General features: G+C 30.2%; 14 protein-coding genes. 9 read left to right on the top strand and 5 right to left on the bottom strand.

The features are described from left to right. The first annotated feature begins 176 nt into the window (after positions 1-176). The 3 genes from ACJDT4_RS02515 to ACJDT4_RS02505 are packed head-to-tail and all read left to right on the top strand — an operon-like array spanning position 177 to position 3,495. Positions 177-854: a CPBP family intramembrane glutamic endopeptidase gene (locus ACJDT4_RS02515; RefSeq protein WP_406785954.1), complete on the top strand. Its 678-nt coding sequence runs from the start codon at positions 177-179 to the stop codon at positions 852-854. Next, positions 851-2,299: a serine hydrolase domain-containing protein gene (locus tag ACJDT4_RS02510; protein ID WP_406785953.1), complete on the top strand. Its 1,449-nt coding sequence runs from the start codon at positions 851-853 to the stop codon at positions 2,297-2,299. The genes ACJDT4_RS02515 and ACJDT4_RS02510 overlap by 4 nt, the downstream gene beginning before the upstream one ends. Positions 2,300-2,334: 35 nt before the next feature. Beyond that, positions 2,335-3,495 (top strand): metallophosphoesterase, encoded by a 1,161-nt coding sequence (locus ACJDT4_RS02505; protein WP_406785952.1) that lies wholly within the window; start codon positions 2,335-2,337, stop codon positions 3,493-3,495. A 266-nt stretch (positions 3,496-3,761) separates the two neighbouring features. Here the strand turns inward: ACJDT4_RS02505 and ACJDT4_RS02500 are convergent, their stop codons facing one another. The 4 genes from ACJDT4_RS02500 to ACJDT4_RS02485 form a co-directional block, all read right to left on the bottom strand. Beyond that, positions 3,762-4,436: an ABC transporter ATP-binding protein gene (locus ACJDT4_RS02500; protein ID WP_406785951.1), complete on the bottom strand. Its 675-nt coding sequence runs from the start codon at positions 4,434-4,436 to the stop codon at positions 3,762-3,764. A gap of 17 nt (positions 4,437-4,453) precedes the next feature. Next, positions 4,454-6,955, bottom strand: a complete 2,502-nt coding sequence (locus ACJDT4_RS02495) for an ABC transporter permease (RefSeq protein ID WP_406785950.1) — start codon at positions 6,953-6,955, stop codon at positions 4,454-4,456. 200 nt (positions 6,956-7,155) lie between these two features. Continuing rightward, the gene (locus ACJDT4_RS02490) at positions 7,156-7,797 is read right to left on the bottom strand and encodes a response regulator transcription factor (protein ID WP_406785949.1); all 642 of its coding nucleotides are present in this window, start codon (positions 7,795-7,797) and stop codon (positions 7,156-7,158) included. After that, the gene (locus ACJDT4_RS02485) at positions 7,794-8,957 is read right to left on the bottom strand and encodes a sensor histidine kinase (protein WP_406785948.1); all 1,164 of its coding nucleotides are present in this window, start codon (positions 8,955-8,957) and stop codon (positions 7,794-7,796) included. Before ACJDT4_RS02485 ends, ACJDT4_RS02490 begins: the two co-directional genes overlap by 4 nt. A 202-nt stretch (positions 8,958-9,159) precedes the next feature. Between ACJDT4_RS02485 and ACJDT4_RS02480 the strand changes: the two genes are divergently transcribed. Next, positions 9,160-9,717, top strand: a complete 558-nt coding sequence (locus ACJDT4_RS02480) for a biotin transporter BioY (RefSeq protein ID WP_406785947.1) — start codon at positions 9,160-9,162, stop codon at positions 9,715-9,717. A gap of 40 nt (positions 9,718-9,757) precedes the next feature. Here ACJDT4_RS02480 and ACJDT4_RS02475 read toward each other — a convergent pair whose 3' ends face one another. Beyond that, positions 9,758-10,645, bottom strand: coding sequence for a LysR family transcriptional regulator (locus ACJDT4_RS02475; RefSeq protein ID WP_406785946.1), 888 nt, complete (start codon positions 10,643-10,645; stop codon positions 9,758-9,760). A gap of 196 nt (positions 10,646-10,841) precedes the next feature. Between ACJDT4_RS02475 and ACJDT4_RS02470 the strand changes: the two genes are divergently transcribed. The 5 genes from ACJDT4_RS02470 to ACJDT4_RS02450 all read left to right on the top strand — a co-directional run bounded on the left by ACJDT4_RS02470 (position 10,842) and on the right by ACJDT4_RS02450 (position 19,018). Continuing rightward, positions 10,842-11,660 carry a nitroreductase family protein gene (locus tag ACJDT4_RS02470; RefSeq protein WP_406785945.1) on the top strand — a complete coding sequence of 273 codons (819 nt, stop codon included), beginning with the start codon at positions 10,842-10,844 and terminating at the stop codon, positions 11,658-11,660. A 562-nt stretch (positions 11,661-12,222) separates the two neighbouring features. Beyond that, entirely contained in the window at positions 12,223-13,125 is a 903-nt protein-coding gene (locus ACJDT4_RS02465) for an ABC transporter ATP-binding protein (protein ID WP_406785944.1), read from the top strand. A 15-nt stretch (positions 13,126-13,140) separates the two neighbouring features. Next, positions 13,141-14,139, top strand: coding sequence for an ABC transporter permease (locus ACJDT4_RS02460; RefSeq protein ID WP_406785943.1), 999 nt, complete (start codon positions 13,141-13,143; stop codon positions 14,137-14,139). Positions 14,140-14,151: 12 nt separating this feature from the next. Next, positions 14,152-14,955: an SGNH/GDSL hydrolase family protein gene (locus tag ACJDT4_RS02455; RefSeq protein WP_406785942.1), complete on the top strand. Its 804-nt coding sequence runs from the start codon at positions 14,152-14,154 to the stop codon at positions 14,953-14,955. Positions 14,956-15,163: 208 nt separating this feature from the next. Next, the gene (locus ACJDT4_RS02450; RefSeq protein ID WP_406785941.1) at positions 15,164-19,018 is read left to right on the top strand and encodes a 5'-nucleotidase C-terminal domain-containing protein; all 3,855 of its coding nucleotides are present in this window, start codon (positions 15,164-15,166) and stop codon (positions 19,016-19,018) included. Positions 19,019-19,082: the final 64 nt, after the last annotated feature.

Genomic DNA, 19,082 nt, shown 5'->3' with positions numbered 1-19,082 from the left:
CGCATAACTTAAAAGAAAAATTAATAAGTAAACAAGTATTATTATTTTTAATTATGACTTTTTCAGCGACCTATTTGTGTTGGGGAATTTTATTACTATCTTTTAAAGGAATCTTGAGTAAAGCAATATATAGAAACAGTGCTTATAATACATTTCTTCATGTATTAGGGGCAAGTATGCCAAGCATTATAGGTATAGCTTTTACAGGTTATTTTGGTGGAGTGAAAAAAATAAAGCAGTTATTAAAGAAGATTATTAATTGGAAATTTAATGTTATCTTTTATTTACTCTCGTTAGTAACTTTAAATGCACAGTTATTTTTAAGTTATTTTATATGCAGTATTATTGGATTTAATATAAAAGTTTTTGTTAATAGTAGTTTTCAAGGTTTTAAAACAGATAGTGTTTTAGGCATCTTTGCTCTATTCATAGTAATAGTATTATTTGGAGGGCCTCTTCAAGAAGAATTTGGTTGGAGGGGATTTTTACTTCCAAGGCTTCAGAAAAAATTTCATCCAATTTATTCAGCTGTAATTGTAGGAGTAGTATGGTCACTTTGGCATCTGCCTATGTTTTTTATTTCTGGCACTGGATATAATAACTTTTTAGTTTATATGCTAGTGACTACAATATTATCCATAGAAATTACGTGGATTTATAATAAAACAAATGGAAGCTTGTTATTTCCAATTTTCATTCATGGAATTGATAATACTTGTGGAGTGCTATTAAATGTTTCTGGGAACCAAATCAATAAAGCTAGCACTATTTCACATATCATAGTAATAATAATTATGGTTATTATAGTGATAGATATGTGTAAAAAGACGTCAAAAAGGGTGATAGAGATATGAATAAAAAAATAAAACATTTTATTATTAGTGTAGTTTGTTCAGTTATAATATTTAATTTGTTATGTGCAAATACCGCTATGGCAGAAGGTAATATAAAAAGCTTTAAGAATAAATTAGATAGCTTGGCACCAGAATTATTAAAACGTTATAATGTCCCAGGAGCGGCAGTTGGAATAATAGAAAATGGAAGAGTTGTTTATATTTCGAATTATGGTATGGCAGATAAAAGTAAAGGCAAAGAGGTTAATAATAATACAATATTTCAAGTAGGTTCTGTGTCAAAAACTTTGGCTGCATGTGGAGTTATGCATCTAGTTGAGGAAGGTAAAATAAAACTTGATGATCCTGCTGAAAAGTATTTAACACGTTGGCACCTGCCAGCTTCAAAATTCAACAAAAACGATGTAACAATAAGAAGACTACTAAGTCATACTGCTGGATTATCAGTACATGGATATGGTGGAACAAGGCCAGGAAAAAAGCTTGATACATTAGAGGAATCTTTATCAAAAGGAGTAAAAATTATAGTTAAGCCTGGTAGCGAATATTTGTACTCTGGCGGAGGTTATACGCTGCTTCAGCTTATAATTGAAGAGGTTACGAAAAAGCCTTTTGATAAATATATGTATGAAGAAATATTAAAGCCCTTTGGAATGAAGCACAGCACATACAGCAATAATATTATCAATCCCAATATGTCAAAAGCATATGCTGTATTAGGACAAACGTCACCCAATTGTAATTTTACAGAGGAAGCAGCGGCTGGCTTAAAAAGTACAATACCAGATTTCTCAAAATTTATTTTAGCAATGATGGATGGGAATAATGGTGAAACGAGAGGGCGTAATATACTTAAAAATGAAAGCATAGACCTAATGTTTACACCAGTAAGATCAAATTATGGATTTGGATTTATTTATAATAAGTTATCAGATGGCAATACTTTAATATGGCATAATGGTGCAAATATGGGAGGATGGCGTGCCCAATATGGAATGATACCAGAAAAGAAGGATGGACTAATTATATTTACCAATAGTGATAATGGTCAGAATTTAACAGATGATATTTTTGATTATTGGGAACAGTATGAAACAGGGACTATGCCTAAGCAATATTATACTAATGAAAAAATAAGAGAATATTTTTTGTATGCAACTGTAGGATTAGCGGTTTTACTAGGTATTTATATATTGTTTTTTGCTGTAAAATTAAAAAATGGAAAAAGAGTGTTCTTTTCAAAAAATAAGAAAAAATCCTATGTTAAATTAATTATAAGATTAATAATGCTGATGCTTTTTGCAGCTAGCTGGTATGTTTTTTTCTATGGATTTGATATTGCTTCGGTTATGCCATATGGATTTAATAAAATAACTTGCACAGTTGGAATTTGGAGTATAGTATTATTTATATCTGGCTTGTTTTCTAAAGTATCAAATGAATAGCTTTATGATAGAATAAATAATGGAAGTGATGAAGATTGAAAACAACATTAATATCAATAGGAAACATTATTTTAATAATTTTAATACTGCTTTTATATACAAGCCTATGGCATTACATTGGCAAAAAAGGAAGTAAAATATTATTTTATGAAAAATCAAGCTCGAAAATCTATTGGACTATATTTTGGTTTGTAGCCTTTTCTTTTATTTTAGCTGCCATATTAAGGAGCACGATATCAGTAAACAATAAACTTATTGGAGGTTTAACTACAGTAGGTGCAGTTTCAATGGCTTTATTTTTTTATCTCATAATTTTATTTCCACTCACAGATTTAATGAAATTTATTTTTAATAAGTTTGGTTATAGAGGAACTTTAAGAAATTATTTAAGCATGTTTTACGGAAGGGGAATATCAATTTTTATAGTTGTACTAATTATATTTTGCTTTGGTTTTTGGCATGCAAATAATCAATCTGTAACTAACTATAAATTAAGTATAAATAAAAAGGCAGGAAATATAAAAACGCTTAATGTTGTAATGGTTTCAGATGTACATATGGGAATAATGGTTAGAGAAAATGGACTTAACAAGATGGTAAATTCCATAAATAAACTAAAACCAGATATAGTATTTTTCTGCGGCGATATGGTAGATGAAAGTACTCCTAAGGGCTTGGAGGTTTATTTTGGAGAGAAGTTTAAAAACATAAAGAGTAAGTATGGAGTTTATGATATTACTGGCAATCATGAGTATGCTGGCAATGTAGGCGAAACTATCAATTATATGAAAAGAGCAGGGGTTAAAGTTCTGCAAGATGAAGTGGTGAAGGTTAATGATAGTTTTTATGTAGTAGGGCGAAATGATGCAGCTAGTGGAAAAAAGGTAAAGCCTTTAAATGAAATTTTAAAAAATGTAGATAAATCGCTTCCAGTAATAGAATTGAATCACAGACCAGTAGCACTAGATGAAGCGGAGAAAAATGGTGTTGATTTGCAACTTTCAGGGCATACTCATGAAGGGCAAATTTTTCCGTTTAACCTTGTTACAAAATTAGCTTTTAAAGATGACTATGGGTATTTAAAAGAAGGAAAATTTAATTTAATAGTAACTTCGGGATATGGAACCTGGGGACCGCCTATAAGGATTGGAACAAAGGGGGAAATTGTTAATATTAAAGTGAAATTTGTGAAGTAACAATGCTTCGTCGCGTTAAAAAAATCCTATAAATCTAAGGTTCAAAAATCGTAAAATACTAAGATATTTCAATAACTCGCTATCGCTCAGACAGATTGAAATATCTAAGTATTTTACAATTTTTAAACCAAGATTTATTAGAATTTTTTTAAATCGTTCCTTCAGCATTGTTACTTCACTCCCACAGTAGTGCAAGGAAAAAATTCCTCCGTACCTACGGAATTTTAGCGTAAATCCTTATAGTGCATTATTTAAACAATCTATCACTATTTTATAATTTCTCCATCTTTTAAATTGATGATATCTGTTCCATAATCAGCAGATTCTCTAGAGTGAGTAACTTGTACTATTGTTTTTCCTAAATTAACATTTATTGTTTTGAAGAGCTCCATTATTTGAGTTCCGGATTTTGAATCAAGATTTCCAATAGGTTCATCTGCAAGTATTATTTTTGGATCAAATATAAGTGCTCTTGCAATGGCAACTCTTTGCTGTTGACCGCCAGAAAGTTCTCTTGGAGTGAACTTACGTTTAGTTGTCATATTTATTATATCTAGAATTTCATCTAGCTTTTTCTCATAATGCTTTGGATTTTTACCATCTAAAAGTAGAGGAAGCAGTATATTATCTTCTACATTTAGATTTGGCACAAGATTATAAAATTGAAATACAAAGCCTAATTCTCTTCTTCTCATTATACTTTTTTGTTTTTCCTTCATAGAAGAATAATCTTTACCTAAAATAGATACAGTGCCTTCTGTAGGCTTATCAAGGCCTCCTAGAAGATATAAAAGTGTTGATTTTCCACAACCAGAAGGACCCATTATGGATACAAATTTACCCGTTTCAATGTTTAAATTTATATTTTTTAGGATATTTGTTTTTTCTTTGGCTAGTTTAAAAGCTTTATACATATTTTTAGTTTCAATAGCGTTATTCATAATATATACACCTCAATTTATTCATATTTTAACTGACTTACTATTTCTAATTTTTCACTCTTTACCAAGGTAGGCAGAGTAGCTATAAAACCTAGGACAAGCATGAAAATACTTATAAAAGGAATGCTATTAAAGGGATAACTAAAATCCATGTCTAATACGAGATATTTAAAGATGTCACGAAGCAGTAGTATTATTAAAGAAGCTGAAGTAAAAGATACTAAAAGCCCTATAATAGCTCCAATAAAGCTTTCACAAAGCAGCATAGTATTTCTACTACCTTTAGTTAATCCTACAGAACTTAAAACTGCCAGTTCCCTTTTTCTTTTAATGAAGCTTAGAGATATATTGCTTAAAACTCCAATACTACCTATTATCATGGTTATATAAGAGAAAATACTTAAAAGACCTACTATTTGTTTGCAGCTTTGCTCATCATGTTCAATGGAGTCTGCCTTTGTGCCAATAGAAACTGGAAGTCCCTTTAATTTCTTTGTTAAATCAGCTTTAAGCTTAGCCTCAGAAGAAGTTGTACTTATGAAGAAGTCGTCGCAATATTTTATATTAAAGTGCTTTTCAGCAGCAGAAAAAGAAATCAAATTTACATTTCCCATATTCATAAATTTAGCATCAACTATAGAGAGAACCTTGAAATTTTCTTCTTTATTATCTAAATACAATTTAATTTTGTCGCTTTTTTTAATTTTGTATCTTGTGGATATTTTTTTTGAAATAATAATTCCATCCTCATTATGAGAGAGCTCTTCCAGCTGTGAAGCTTTATCTGCATAATCCAAATAATCATCATAGCTTTTGAAGTTTTTAGGATCTATGCAAAGAACATTTATTTCCTTTGAAAAATCACCATTTAAATTTGTAGTTATATATTGATGTTTAATAAGGTTAGAATTTTTAGCGGAGTTTTCTATAATATCATTTGAAGCCTTTAAAATATTTGCATTATTTGAATTTATACTTACACTTATATTGAAATTAAGTTTTTTATAAACACCTGTAAGCATGCCATTTAAAGATAAACTAAAGGACATTATTATGACAATTGCTATTACAGAAACTGAAATAAGTCTTATATTATTTTGTAGTATTTTAGAGGTTCTCACATTATTAGTAGAAAGCATAAGCGTAGAGTTTGTTTTTCTAAAAAATCTTACAAAGGGGTATAAAAGAATATCTACTAGCTTTGGAATTATAATAACTATAGCAGCAAAGCCTATAAAAAATGCTGGAAGGGCAGTTATATAAGGTCTCTGCCCTTTTATATTTCCACCTAAAAAGTGAAGGACTATTGCTAGTGCTATAAGAAGTATTCCTATAATAAAACCTTTAATAGTTGTTTTGTTCGATACTTCAAAATTGTTTAATATAACTTCTTTTACTGGAAGTTTTTTTATGGATAGTATTGGAGCTAAAGCTGAGATTATTGATACCATAAGTGCAAGTATAAAGCCGTATAGGAAGTACATATAATTAAAATTTACTACTGCTTTTATACCTTCTTCCTTGAGAGGATTAGTTAAGCTTGAACTTAAATAAATTATTATGGCACCTAAAAGATTTCCTAAAATACCTCCAATAAATCCGTAGACAAAGCTTTCTTTTAAAAGAAGAAAAACAATATTTAGCTTTGTGGCGCCAGTGCTTAAAAAGGTTCCAAATACAGATAATCTTTCGGTTATTATCATTTTAAAGGAGCTGTAGATTATAAAAATGCTCATTATTAAAACTATACCCAGCATAAATAGCATTGATATTTTTATGGTTGAAGACTGAGAAGAAACTTCACTTTCATCTACTAAAAGCTTTGCAGTAAAATTTGAATTTTCATTGTTAAAATTTTTTATCCAACTGTTAATTGAACTTTGATTAACAGCTATAAACATTGAAGAGTATTTATTAGCTTCGCCGTAAATATCACATACATTTTTTATAGGTGTTATTAATGTAAAGTTAGAAGAGGTATCAGATAAAAATAAACCACTGTTTGAAGCTATAGCTGAAACTATATATTCTTTTGTTTTACCAAGAATATATAAGTTTACTTTATCTCCGAGTTTTAACTTTAGTGAAGCTGCTGTTTTGTCTGATATAATAAGCTTATTTCCATTAAAAGTACCTAAATTTAAACTTTTTAAAATTTTAATTGATTTGAATTTTTTAAAATCCTCTAAGCTAGTTCCAAGCATGTTAAAGGTTTTTGAATCGTCATTTTTTACATAACCATTAACAGCGGCTGTTTTAAAAGTCTCTTTGATGTTTTGTGCTTTAAAATCTGAAACATTAAAAAGTGGATCCTTAGCTTTGGCGTTTGCAGTTATTTCAACATTAAAATTTTCATAGGCACCTTTTAACGTGTTTACATAGTTATTTGTTATAGAATCTGATATTCCAAGTGAAGCAACTAGAAGTGCTGTACCTATTGTTATAGAAAAAATTATAAGAAGCATTCTGCTCTTTTTTTCAAGTATAGAGTTTAAAAGATATTTTGATAATATATTCATAACATCACCCTTTGTTTATAATTTTTAAAGTGTATTACCATTTCTAATAAGTTATTGTTTTTACTATAGTTATAATTTATGGCAAAATGGAGTTAAATTAAATGTGCAATAAGTAACATTCTATATAAAAAAATAAGCACATATATTACTTTAGTAACATACGTACCTATTTAAGGAATAATACTTTTGTCAGCTGCGCTTTAAATAAAATCGTTTTTTAGAAAAAGTGCAGATAATTGGGTTCTTCTTTGAAGCTTTAGCTTTTTTAAAATTTTTGATATATAATTTTTAACTGTGCCTTCGGAAATAAAAAGAATGCCTGATATTTCACTATTGCTCTTTCCATCAACAACAAGCTTAACAATATCCTTTTCTCTATCTGTTAATAAATCTAAAATTTCAGCTTTGTTTGGTTTTGCACTCTTATTAGATAAAGCATTTACAAGTTTTGGAGTAACACTTGGGTCAAACATCATTTTATTATTAAAGGCTTCTTTTATGCTTTTTATAATATAATCAATTTCACTGTCTTTAAGCAAATATCCGCTGATGCCGCTATCAATTCCTTCAAAAATATATTCATCCTCGTTAAAGGTTGTAAGTATTATTATTTTGATGTTAGGATAATCTTTTTTTACGAGATTTGAGCATTTTATCCCGTCCATTTTTGGCATTCTCACATCCATAAGTATTATATCTACAATATGCTTACTTAAATTTTCTAGAACTTCATAGCCATTTGAGGCTTCTGATACTACTTCTATTTCGCTATCTAGACTTAGTATTTTTTTTAAACCTTCACGTACTATTATTTGGTCGTCTGCTATCATTACTCTGATCATTTTAAGCTTGCCTCCTTTGGTATTAAGGCTTCTATAATAAAACCCTTGCTTTTAGGACTTTTAAAGTTTACAGTACCATGAACACTTTCTATTCTTTCTGTAATTCCATTAAGACCATGTGATTTAATTATATTTTTGCAGCCTTGTCCATTATTGGTAATAAGTAATTTAATTAATGTGCTATTATTATCAGAAATTATTAATTCTACAGAAATATTTATTTCAGAAGGGTCTCCATGTTTTAAACCATTGGTTATTCCTTCTTTTATAGTTGTAAGTAAAATATTTTTCATATACTGTGATTCATTCTCTATTTCCGAATCACAGTCAAAATTAATTCTTACCATATTAAGTTCATTGAATTTCTTTATTATATTTCTTACTTGTTCTTGAAAATTTGAAGCTTCATCTAGTTTTCTTAAATTATACACTGTAGTCCTAAGGGTATCTATGCTTTCCTTTACTAGTATATCTATATTATCAAGTTCTTCATCTATTTCTTTTTTGTCTTTTATGGCTTTTATATATCTTACGTTCATTGAAAGTGCCATAAGCGAATGACCTATGGAATCGTGGAGTTCTTGAGAAATTCTAGTTCTTTCACTTGAAATTAAATATTCTCTTTCTTTAAAGGAGTATTCTATTAAGTCTGAATTCAATAATTTAAGTTTGTCTCTATCCCATCTTAGTTTATGGATTAATAAAAATGTTATAAAAATCAGCCCATAGATTAAAAATATGTAAAGCAAAGAGGATATACTGCTAAAAAAACTTTTACGCAATAACTGTCTTGAAAAGATTACAAGAACAAACATTGCTGCATGAAAGGTTAAAAAATAATTTCGCCTTCTATAGTCCTTAATTTCAAATAAATCGTCAAGTAAAACAAAATAGTATATGTTATCACAATTTCCTAAGAGCCATATTACAGAATAAATTGATATAGAAATTAAATAAAAATATATATTACATTCTTTTGAGTGATTTTTGTTTAATTCTATAAATGTATAGATAATAAGAAATATATCTAATAAAATTAGAAAAAGCCAGTAAGGTGAAGTGGATTTATAATTGGTATAAAGTATGATACCAGTATATATTAAAAGTAAGTATCTTGTTTTAGTCTTTATAAAATTCCAAATTGTAAGAAGTTTATTCATATAAAAAATTCCTTTCGTAAAAAGGTTATACTAAACGCTAATTTTTACTATATAATTATATTCTAAATTATATGGTGGATATTTCAACTGCTTTTTTTATATTAATGTATTAATTGACATGGCTTATTTTTATGTTTATAATTTTATTGTAAACTTTTGAATAAATTTGAGTTTACAATGAAATTATATGGAGGAATATTTTATGAGAATAAAAACAAAAGACATGATTTTAGTTGCATTATTTGCAGCTTTAACGGCTGTTGGCGGATTTATAAGTATACCTATAGGAAGTGTACCAATTACGCTTCAAAGTTTTTTTACATTGCTTTCGGGTGTTCTTCTTGGACCGTTTTTAGGAGCATTATCCCAATTAGTATATGTGATACTTGGACTTGTAGGAATGCCAGTATTTGCCGGAGGAACTGGAGGAATTTCAGCTATTTTTACACCATCCTTTGGATATTTAATTGGATTTATTGTAGCACCAATAGTAATTGGAAAAGTCACAAAAAGTGGACATAGGCAAGGGGTTGCAAGGTTACTGATTGCATGCGTTTTAGGAACATTGGTAATTTACATAATAGGATTACCTTATATGTATGTGATACTAAAATATGTGTCAAAGGTTAATATAACCTTGCTTAAGACTTTTCAAATTGGATTTTTTATATTTATTCCTGGAGATATGATTAAATGCATTATAGCATCAATTATTGGCGTTAAGGTATTGCCAGCAATAGGAAAAGAAAATAATAATTAAAAAAGGGAAAGGGATATACTATAATAGTAGACCATCCCTTTTATTTGTTGAAAATACTACTATTTTTAACGTACTCTATGAATTCCATTGTTTTTTCTGAGATATTTGAATTCTTATTATAACCTATATATATTGTTTTATATCCAATGTTATCTTTTATTTTTATCTTTGATAATGTGTTTGTGTTTATAAGGGGAGTGTTTGGAACTATTGTTATGCCGGCACCAGTAGCTACAAGACCAATTAGCATATTTATTTCGCTTGCTTTGATAGAAGTAATATTAGCTTTATTAATAAAATCAGTACAAGATATTTTTTTGTTGGTATTATTTTCACAAGCTATAATAAAATGTTCATTTTTAAGATTTTTTAATGAAATTTCAGTTTTGTTTGAGAAGATATGTTTTTTAGGAACTATTAAAACATATTCTTCTTTTTTTACGGGAAAAGCCTTAATATTAGAATAATTATTGCTGATATCAATATCGTCATAAAAACCTATATCGATTTTTTTGTTTTCTAAATCCTTTAATATTTCCTCAGTTGATTCATTTATAAATTGAAATTTTGTGTTAGGATAAAGCGTTAAAAAACCACTTATCATAAAAGGTGTAAAATAAGTACTAATACAATGTGTAGATGCTATGGAAATAACATTTTTGTTTAAGATAGCAAGATTTTTTAGTTCATTAGTGCCAGTTTCAATTTCTTTAAGAGCTATAATAACATGTTTTAAAAAGGTATTACCTTGGCTAGTTAATTCTACATTTCGTCCATATCTTTCAAAGAGATTTACATCTAATTCTGCTTCTAATTTTGAAATAGCTTTACTTAGGGCTGGTTGAGTTACTGCTTCTAATTCAGCTGCAATAGTGAAGTTTTTTGTTTCTGAAAGTCTTTTAAAATAATATAATTGTTGTAAATTCATTGAGCTGCTCCTTATTTGAAAATTAATTTTTTGAATAATATATATTATAACTAAAAGTTATACAAAAGTGAATATTATTAATTGGACACAATTAAATATTTCGTGGTAAAATCTAAAATATAGTGCTTAATATATAAGTTTGTGAATAAATTTATTATAAATTTTATTTATAAATGTAAAAGGAGAGAAATGTAAAATGATGAAAGTAAATACGGATAAATGTGTAGGTTGCAGCCAGTGTATTAAGGATTGTCCTGCAAGGGATATAGAATTAGTTGAAGGAAAGGCTAGAGTTAAAAATGAAACTTGCCTTAAGTGTGGACATTGTATTGCGATATGTCCTAAAAATGCAGTGACTACAGATGAATATAATATGGAAGAAGTAAAAGCCTATAATGCAGATGAATTTGAAATTGATGCAGATAGATTAATGAATTTTATTAAATTTAGAAGAAGCGTAAGAAGATTTAAAAATCAAAACATAGAAAAAGAAAAATTAGAAAAGATAATAGAAGCAGGTAGATTTACACAAACAGGCAGCAATTCTCAAAGTGTAGCTTATACAGTAGTAACAGAAGGAATAGATAAGCTAAGAAATATGGCTTTTGAGAGTTTAAAGAAATCCGCTGAAAATATTTTAGGAAACTTAACGCAAGAAAACGAAAAGTATAAAAGGTATGCACAGGGTTGGCTAAATATGTACAATGCATTTAAGGCAGATGCCAAAAATGATGGTTTGTTTTTTAATGCACCAACTGTAATAGTAGTAACAGCAAATTCACAGGTTGATGGTGCCTTAGCTTCTTCAAATATGGAGCTTATGGCAGATGCCCTTGGACTTGGAACATTTTTTAGTGGCTTCTTTGTTTTTGCTACAAATGGAGATAAAGAAATAAAAGATTTTCTTGGAATAAAGGATGGAAAAGAAATTGTAACTTGTATGGTACTTGGATATCCTGACGTTAAATATTTTAGAACTGTACCAAGAAAAAAAGCAGAGGTTTTGTGGAAATAAAATTTAGTTAAACATTGCGAAGTAAGTATATCACAGGATATTAAATAAAATTAATAAATTTAAGGCAAAAAACTTTAAAAGTCTAAGAAGTTTCAATAACTCGCTGAAAGGATGCTCAGACAATTGAAACATCTAAGGCTTTTAAAGTTTTTTACCTAAGATTTATAAAATTTTATTTAAATTATCCTGCAATATACTTATTTCGCATTACACGTGGTTTAATGTAAAAATTCCTCCGTGCCTACGGAATTTTGGTATCATGCAGAAACAATAATTATTTCCCCAATAATTAAATTTACTGTATCAATTTTATTTAAGATTTTGAGACGCTATTTATTAACATCATTTTCTACACCTGCAAGAGGTTACTTGATTAATCCAACTACATATTTATTTCTATGCAATGTTTAAAGAAGTTTATCAGTTAATACATCAATTGGATTTTTTTCACACAGTATCTAGTTAAAAAATTTTTTTCTGTAGTATTTCCATTGATATTACTACAAAAATTAATCATAATAATTAATATGAATTGTATATTGATTAAAAATGGGGTGATAAGGTGCAAAGAGAAGTTTTAACACTTGAAAATGTACATAAAATTATAGCTGGCAGGGAAATTATAAAAGGTATAAGTTTTTCCATAAAAGAAGGAGAAGTTTTAGGTTTCTTAGGTCCTAATGGAGCAGGAAAGTCTACTACACTGAGAATGATTGTAGGACTTTCAAAGCCAACTTCTGGTAAAATAGAAGTCTGCGGTTATTCTATAGTAAAAGACTATGTGAAGGCAATGTCAAGTGTTGGATGCATAATAGAAGGACCAGATTTATATGGATATATGAGTGGTATGGATAATTTAGAAATGCTGGCTGCAATGGAAAAGAATATTACTAGAGAGGATATAATGGATGCAGTTAGGTTAGTGGAGATGGAAAAGCATATTCATGACAAAGTAAGTACATATTCACTTGGCATGAAGCAAAGAATGGGTCTGGCACAGGCACTAATGAATCATCCCAAACTGCTCATTTTAGATGAGCCTACTAATGGACTTGATCCTGCAGGCATAAATGAGCTTAGAAATCTTATTAGAAAGCTTTCAAAGGAAGAAAAAATATCTGTACTTATTTCAAGTCATTTAATAGCTGAAATAGAATTAATATGTGACAAGGTGTCAATTATAAAGGATGGAGCTGTATTAAGAAATGCATCTGTACAGGAACTTTTGAGAACAAAGGAAACTTTTTTTGAACTTGATGACAATAAAAAAGGCATTGAGATTTTAGAGAAAAATTGGGGAATAAAAGGTAAAATAAGAGGAAGTAAAATTGAGGCGGTAGTAGATGAAGATAAAGTTAGTGAAATCAATGCTTCTTTTATAAAGGAAGGTTTAAAACTTAAGTTTGTAGATAATAAGCACAAGAATTTGGAAGATTTATTTTTAAGTATTACAGGAGAAAACTAGAAAGGGGGAAAAAGTTTGATAAGACTCATTAAAAACGAAATCATAAAAATGTTATTTAAGAAAAAGCTTATTCTTATTATAGCAATATTACTACTTGAAACAAGTGCTTTTGCTTATGGTCAAAATATAAGATATAAAAGAACCATAAATGGATATACAAAGAACCACAGTGAAAATTATAATTGGAGACCTCTTATAAATCAGCAAATTAATGATATAAAAAATAAACTTTCTTATAAAAACATAAAAAAGTCTGATGAAAAAATTATGAAAATACAGCTTGAGCAGTATAAATACTATTTAAAAAAGAATATAAGTCCAGCGGCTATGTCTGCCTCTAAGTTTACATCGGAGCTTATGCAGCAGTCAGCCTTAATGCTTTTGCCACTTCTTATAATAATACTTGCAGGAGATATTGTATCTGGAGAATTTTCTTCAAAAACAATTAAAGTTTTACTTACACGTGCAGTACCTAGATGGAGAATACTTTTGAGTAAATATGCTGCACTTATACTGATGTCAGCCTTTGTGGTTTTTTTATCCGCTGTTATTTCTATAGGAATTTCTGAGTTTACCTTTAAAGATTTTGGTTTTATGGAACCAGTTATAAGTGGGTACAAGGTTGTAGGCGGAAATGTAAATGCTTCTAATGTTATACAAATTTATCAATGGCAGTATTTAATTTTGGTTTGTTCGCTAAATTTTTTTGAAGCAATAGTAATAGCTACAATATCGTTTATGGTATCAATTTTGGTTAGAAGTACGGCAGCATCAATAGGAATAATGATGGCAGGTCTCATAGGTGGAAGTCTCTTAAGAGTATTTTTAACTGATTGGCCTCTTGCAAAATATTTTTTTGCTGTTAATCTGCAAACTTCTCAGTATCTTACAGGAAATTTTAAGGGAGTACCAGGTATGAACCTTGTTTTTTCTATCTGTATACTTGGCATATGGGCTGCAATTTCGCTTGTAGTTAGTTTTTTTGCATTTACTAAAAGGGATGTACTTGTTTAGGGGTGAAGGGTTATGAAAAAAATAGTTTTGTATTTTGTAGCGGTAATATCAGTATTAGTGATTATTGTGTCTATATGGGGAATTGGAAAATCTATTTTAATTACAACAGGAAAGGTTCAAGATAAAGAAGTTAAAAAAAGCAGCAGTGAAGTTGCAGTGGTTAAAAATTCGTCTAAGTCTAAAGTAAATTATTATAATATACTAGTTTTGGGAGACTCTCTTGCAAAAGGTACAGGAGATGAAAACAATAAAGGGTTTGCAGCATATTATGCAGATGATCTTAAAAGGAAACTATCAAAACCTGTCAATATTGATAATTTAGCGGTTAATGGAGATGTATCAACTGGATTACTAGAAATAGTTAAAAGTAAAAATGCAGACAGTTTAATTAAAGCTTCAAATACTATATTTATATCAATAGGAGGAAATGAAATATCTAAGCTTAGAAGATATGATGTTGTTTCACAGGCGGCTCAAATTAAGACTGTTGAAGATGTTTACTTAAGTAATTTAAAAAGCATATTTAAAGCTATAAGAGAAAAGAATCAGGGTTGTAAAATAATTTTTATAGGATTGTATAATCCCTTTGGAGATAACATTAGCCCAGACAAGGTAAAATTAATAAATGATTGGAATAAGGAAACTCAAGACATTATAGCAGATGATTCAAACAGTGTATTTATACCAACATATGATCTTTTCAAATATAATTCTGAAATGTATTTAACAATAGATAATTTTCATCCTAACGGAAACGGATATAAAGCAATAGCAAAAAGGATCGAGGAAGTAATGCTGCTAAGTGATGTTAAATAAAAATTAAATTTAAGAGCCTAAATCTTAGAGAGTTAAGATTTAGGCTCTTAAATTTTAATATGTTATATAAAAACTTGAATATATCACCCTAAAAAATGTTAAGAATAAATAACACATAATTAACATTTTATTGGTAATGGAAATTTCCAAATTAGTATAATATATATTTTGTGCTATACAAAATTAAAGCACTCAAGGGGGGAATAAAATGCTAATTAATTCAATAAGAAAATCCAAAAGATTAATATCCTTAATGCTTTCGGGTGCAATGGTTTTTGGGTTATGTGGTAATATGCAAGTTAAAGCAGAAACAAATGATAAGAATTCTCAAGTAATTGATTTGACAGGAAAATCACAAAAGACTGTAAGAGCTGATAGTAATGGGCAAATATCATTGCAGATTTTAGCAACGGCAGATGCACATGGTAGATTTTTGCCTTATGATTATGCGGTGAATGCACCTGATACAACGGGAAGTCTTGCACAAATTCAAACGGCGGTAAAGGCTTTAAAGAGTAAAAATCCTGATAATACAATTTTAGTGGATGCGGGAGATATAATTCAGGATAATTCGGAATCACTTTTTATTAACACAGCTTCAAATCCTATGATTGATGCAATGAACCAAATGGGCTATGACACTTTAACCTATGGAAATCATGAATTTAATTATGGAGTTCCTGCACTTCAAAATGTCATGAAAAACTTTAAGGGAAAAGTACTTTGCGGAAATGTGTATAACAAAGATGGCTCCAGACTTGCAGCACCTTATGCAATAGTTGAAAGAAGTGGAGTTAAGGTTGGAATAATAGGAATGGTAACTCCAAACATAACAAGGTGGGATTCGGCTAATCTTCAAGGGTATAAAGTCACAAATCCAGTAGATGAAACAAAAGCTGCCATATCAGAGCTAAAGAAGCAAAACGTAAATGTTATAATTGCAACAGAACATATGGGTGAAACAGGGGAATATAACGAACCAGGGTCAGGAGTAAATGAAATACTTGCAGAGTGTCCTGAAATAGATGCTTTTGTAGCTGCTCATTTTCATAATAGAATAGTTGGGGATTATTTTTATAATAAAACTATTTACACTCTTAATAATGGAGCAGTAACAGCTACAAATATGGATGGAACTACTCATTCGGCAAGCATGGATGATTACAATACAGCTAAAGCTAAGGGGACTGTAATAGTAGAGCCATATAAATGGGGAAAAACTCTTTCGCAGATAAATATTAATTTAACAAAGGATTCAACAGGAAAATATGTTATAAGCAATAAGGCATCGGATATAACTACGGCAGCTTATGATATGTCTTCAAAAAGTGGGGTTAATTATCAGCCAGATGATGGTTTGACAAGTTCACTTCAATCCTACAATAAAACTGCAATAGATGATGCAAACACTCCTGTAGGAACTTTAACAGGTGGAGATTTAGCTCCTAAGAATGAGGTTAATGGAATAGCAGAAGCAAAGCTTAGGCCTACTGCTATGGTAGATCTCATAAATAAAGTTCAAATGTACTACGGAGAAAAGATTGCAGGACACACCATAGATGTTTCATCAGCAGCAATGTTTAAAGATACTCAAAATATGCTTCAAGGCAAAATAAGAAAATGTGATTCTGCCAATATATATACTTATGATAATACCTTATATGTATTGAAGATAACAGGGAGTCAGCTCAAGAAATATATGGAATGGTCAGCCTCCTATTATAATACCTATAAGCCTGGAGATTTAACAATATCTTTTAACAATTCTATTCCAGGATACAATTATGATATGTTTTCTGGTGTAAAATACACTATAGATGTATCGAAGGATCCGGGAAATAGAATTGGAAACCTTACTAAAATGGATGGAACTTCTATACAAGATACAGATGAATTGTATATGACAGTAAATAACTATAGAGCTAGCACGCAATTGCTTAAGCCAGGAACTGTATTTAAAGATAATGATACACTTCCAACGCTTGTAGGACAGTCTGATAAAACAAATGGTTTTGGAGATGGAAGAGTAAGGGATCTTATAATTTCCTATATACAAAATGTTAAAGGTGGAACTATAACTCCAGTATGTGATAATAATTGGAGCATTTTAGGAAATAATTGGAACACTTATGAAAGAGCTTTAGCAGTTAAATATATAAATAACGGCAGTATAACTCTTCCAGATTATAATTCGAAGCCAGTTACCTGGAATGATGTTAAAAAGGTTCAAAATCCAAATGGAGATAAAATTGTTGACATAGTATCTTTTAATGACTTTCATGGTAATTTAGCAGAAGATCCTGGTTCTACAGGAAAAAATCCTGGTATGGCAAAGCTAGTAACAGCTATAGATGAATACAAAGAAGCAAATCCAGATACTGTTGTAGTTTCTGGAGGAGATAATTATCAAGGAAGTGCTATGTCTAATTTAACTCACGGAGCACCAGTTTCTGATATGATGAAACAACTTAAGGTTACAGCTTCAGCAGTTGGAAACCATGAATTTGATTGGGGAATGGATTGGATTTCAAAGTGGGCGCAGGACGGAAATTTTGATTACTTAGCTTCAAATATATATGATAAAAAGACAGGAGAGCCTGTAACATGGGCAAAGCCTTATAAAATGGTGACTGTAGATGGTCTTAAAATAGGTTTTGTTGGACTTACAACTCCAGAAACTGCGTATAAAACTAAACCTGAAAATGTAGCTACTCTTGAATTTAGAGATCCAGCTGCATGTGCAAAGGTATGGGCAGATAAGCTTAAATCAGGAGCACTTCCAGAAGGAAAAGCCGATGTTGTTATAGCACTTACGCATATGGGAACTGCTCAAGATGATAAGGGAAATATAACTGGAGAGGTAGTTGACTCAGGTTTATGTAAGGTTGATAGTATAGATGCTGTAATATCAGCACATACACATTTAACTGTTTGTGGAACTGTTAACAATAAGCCTGTAATTCAAGCTAATTATGCTGGTAGAGCCTTAGGAGATTTATCTATTGTTGTTGACAAAAATACAGGAAAGGTTAAAACTATAATACCAAATGTTGATAGCATATATCAGAGAAAATCTCAGCTAGTAGCTAACAGCGATGCACAAGGAAGCTATGATTCTTTCAATACGCAGCTTCAACCTATATTGGATAAAGTAGAAGGGGTTACAGATATAGATCTTACACACGATAGATTTGCACAAGGAAGCTCAATTCTTGGACAATGGGTAGCAGATGTTATGAGGAAGACTGCTGGTACTCAAATTGGAATACAAAATGGAGGTGGGTTAAGGGAGCCTATAGCAAAGGGAAACATAACTATGGGAGATCTTTATACAGTAATGCCTTTTGACAATACGCTTGTTAAAATGAATCTTAAAGGTTCAGATCTTAAAAGAGTAATTGAAAATGGTATAGAAAATAATAATGTTGGTTGGGTTCAGCTTGCAGGAGTAAAAGTGTACTATGATAAAGATGCAAAGGCAGGAAATAGAATTACTGCTATGTTCTTAGATGATGGAACTCAAATTGATATGAATAAGACGTATTCTATTGTAACTAATGATTTTATGGCTACAGGTGGAGATCAATACGATTTTTCAGGAGCAACTAATGTTTATGATACTGGGGTTCCTGTTAGAGATTCCTTAGCTAATGCACTTGAGGCATTAAATGGAAAACATCTTGTAGTAGATGACAAAACTCCTCTTGTAGCAGGTGCGGCACCTTCAAACTCTCAGGGAGGAAGCAGTTCAACTGGGGGGAACTCTTCAGGAGGAACTGGAAGTAACCAAGGAGGCACAGGTGGAAGTAATCAAAATAGTGCAGGAGGAAATTCTGGTATCAGCTCGTCAAATACGGGAAGTCAGGGTACATCAGCAGCACAAGGTGGCAGTAATGGCTCACAACAAACTGCTGCCAGCAGTACCTCAATAAAAAAACTTCCTCAAACAGGCTTTTTACTAGATACAAATCTTATGCTTGAAATTGGAGCTGTAATTATAATGCTTGGAGTAGCTATGTTTATTGCAGCAAAAAATAAAAAGAAGAAGCAAAAGGCAGCATAAATAAAAAAGTATTGCTCTATTAATAAAGAAGGCGAAGTAAAAAGTAATTCACACATTGTGAATT

This window comes from Clostridium neuense, assembly GCF_045310695.1.
GTDB lineage: Bacteria > Bacillota > Clostridia > Clostridiales > Clostridiaceae > Clostridium_S > Clostridium_S neuense.
Note: the sequence above shows the minus strand (reverse complement) of the source record. Positions and strands in the feature narration are given on the sequence as shown.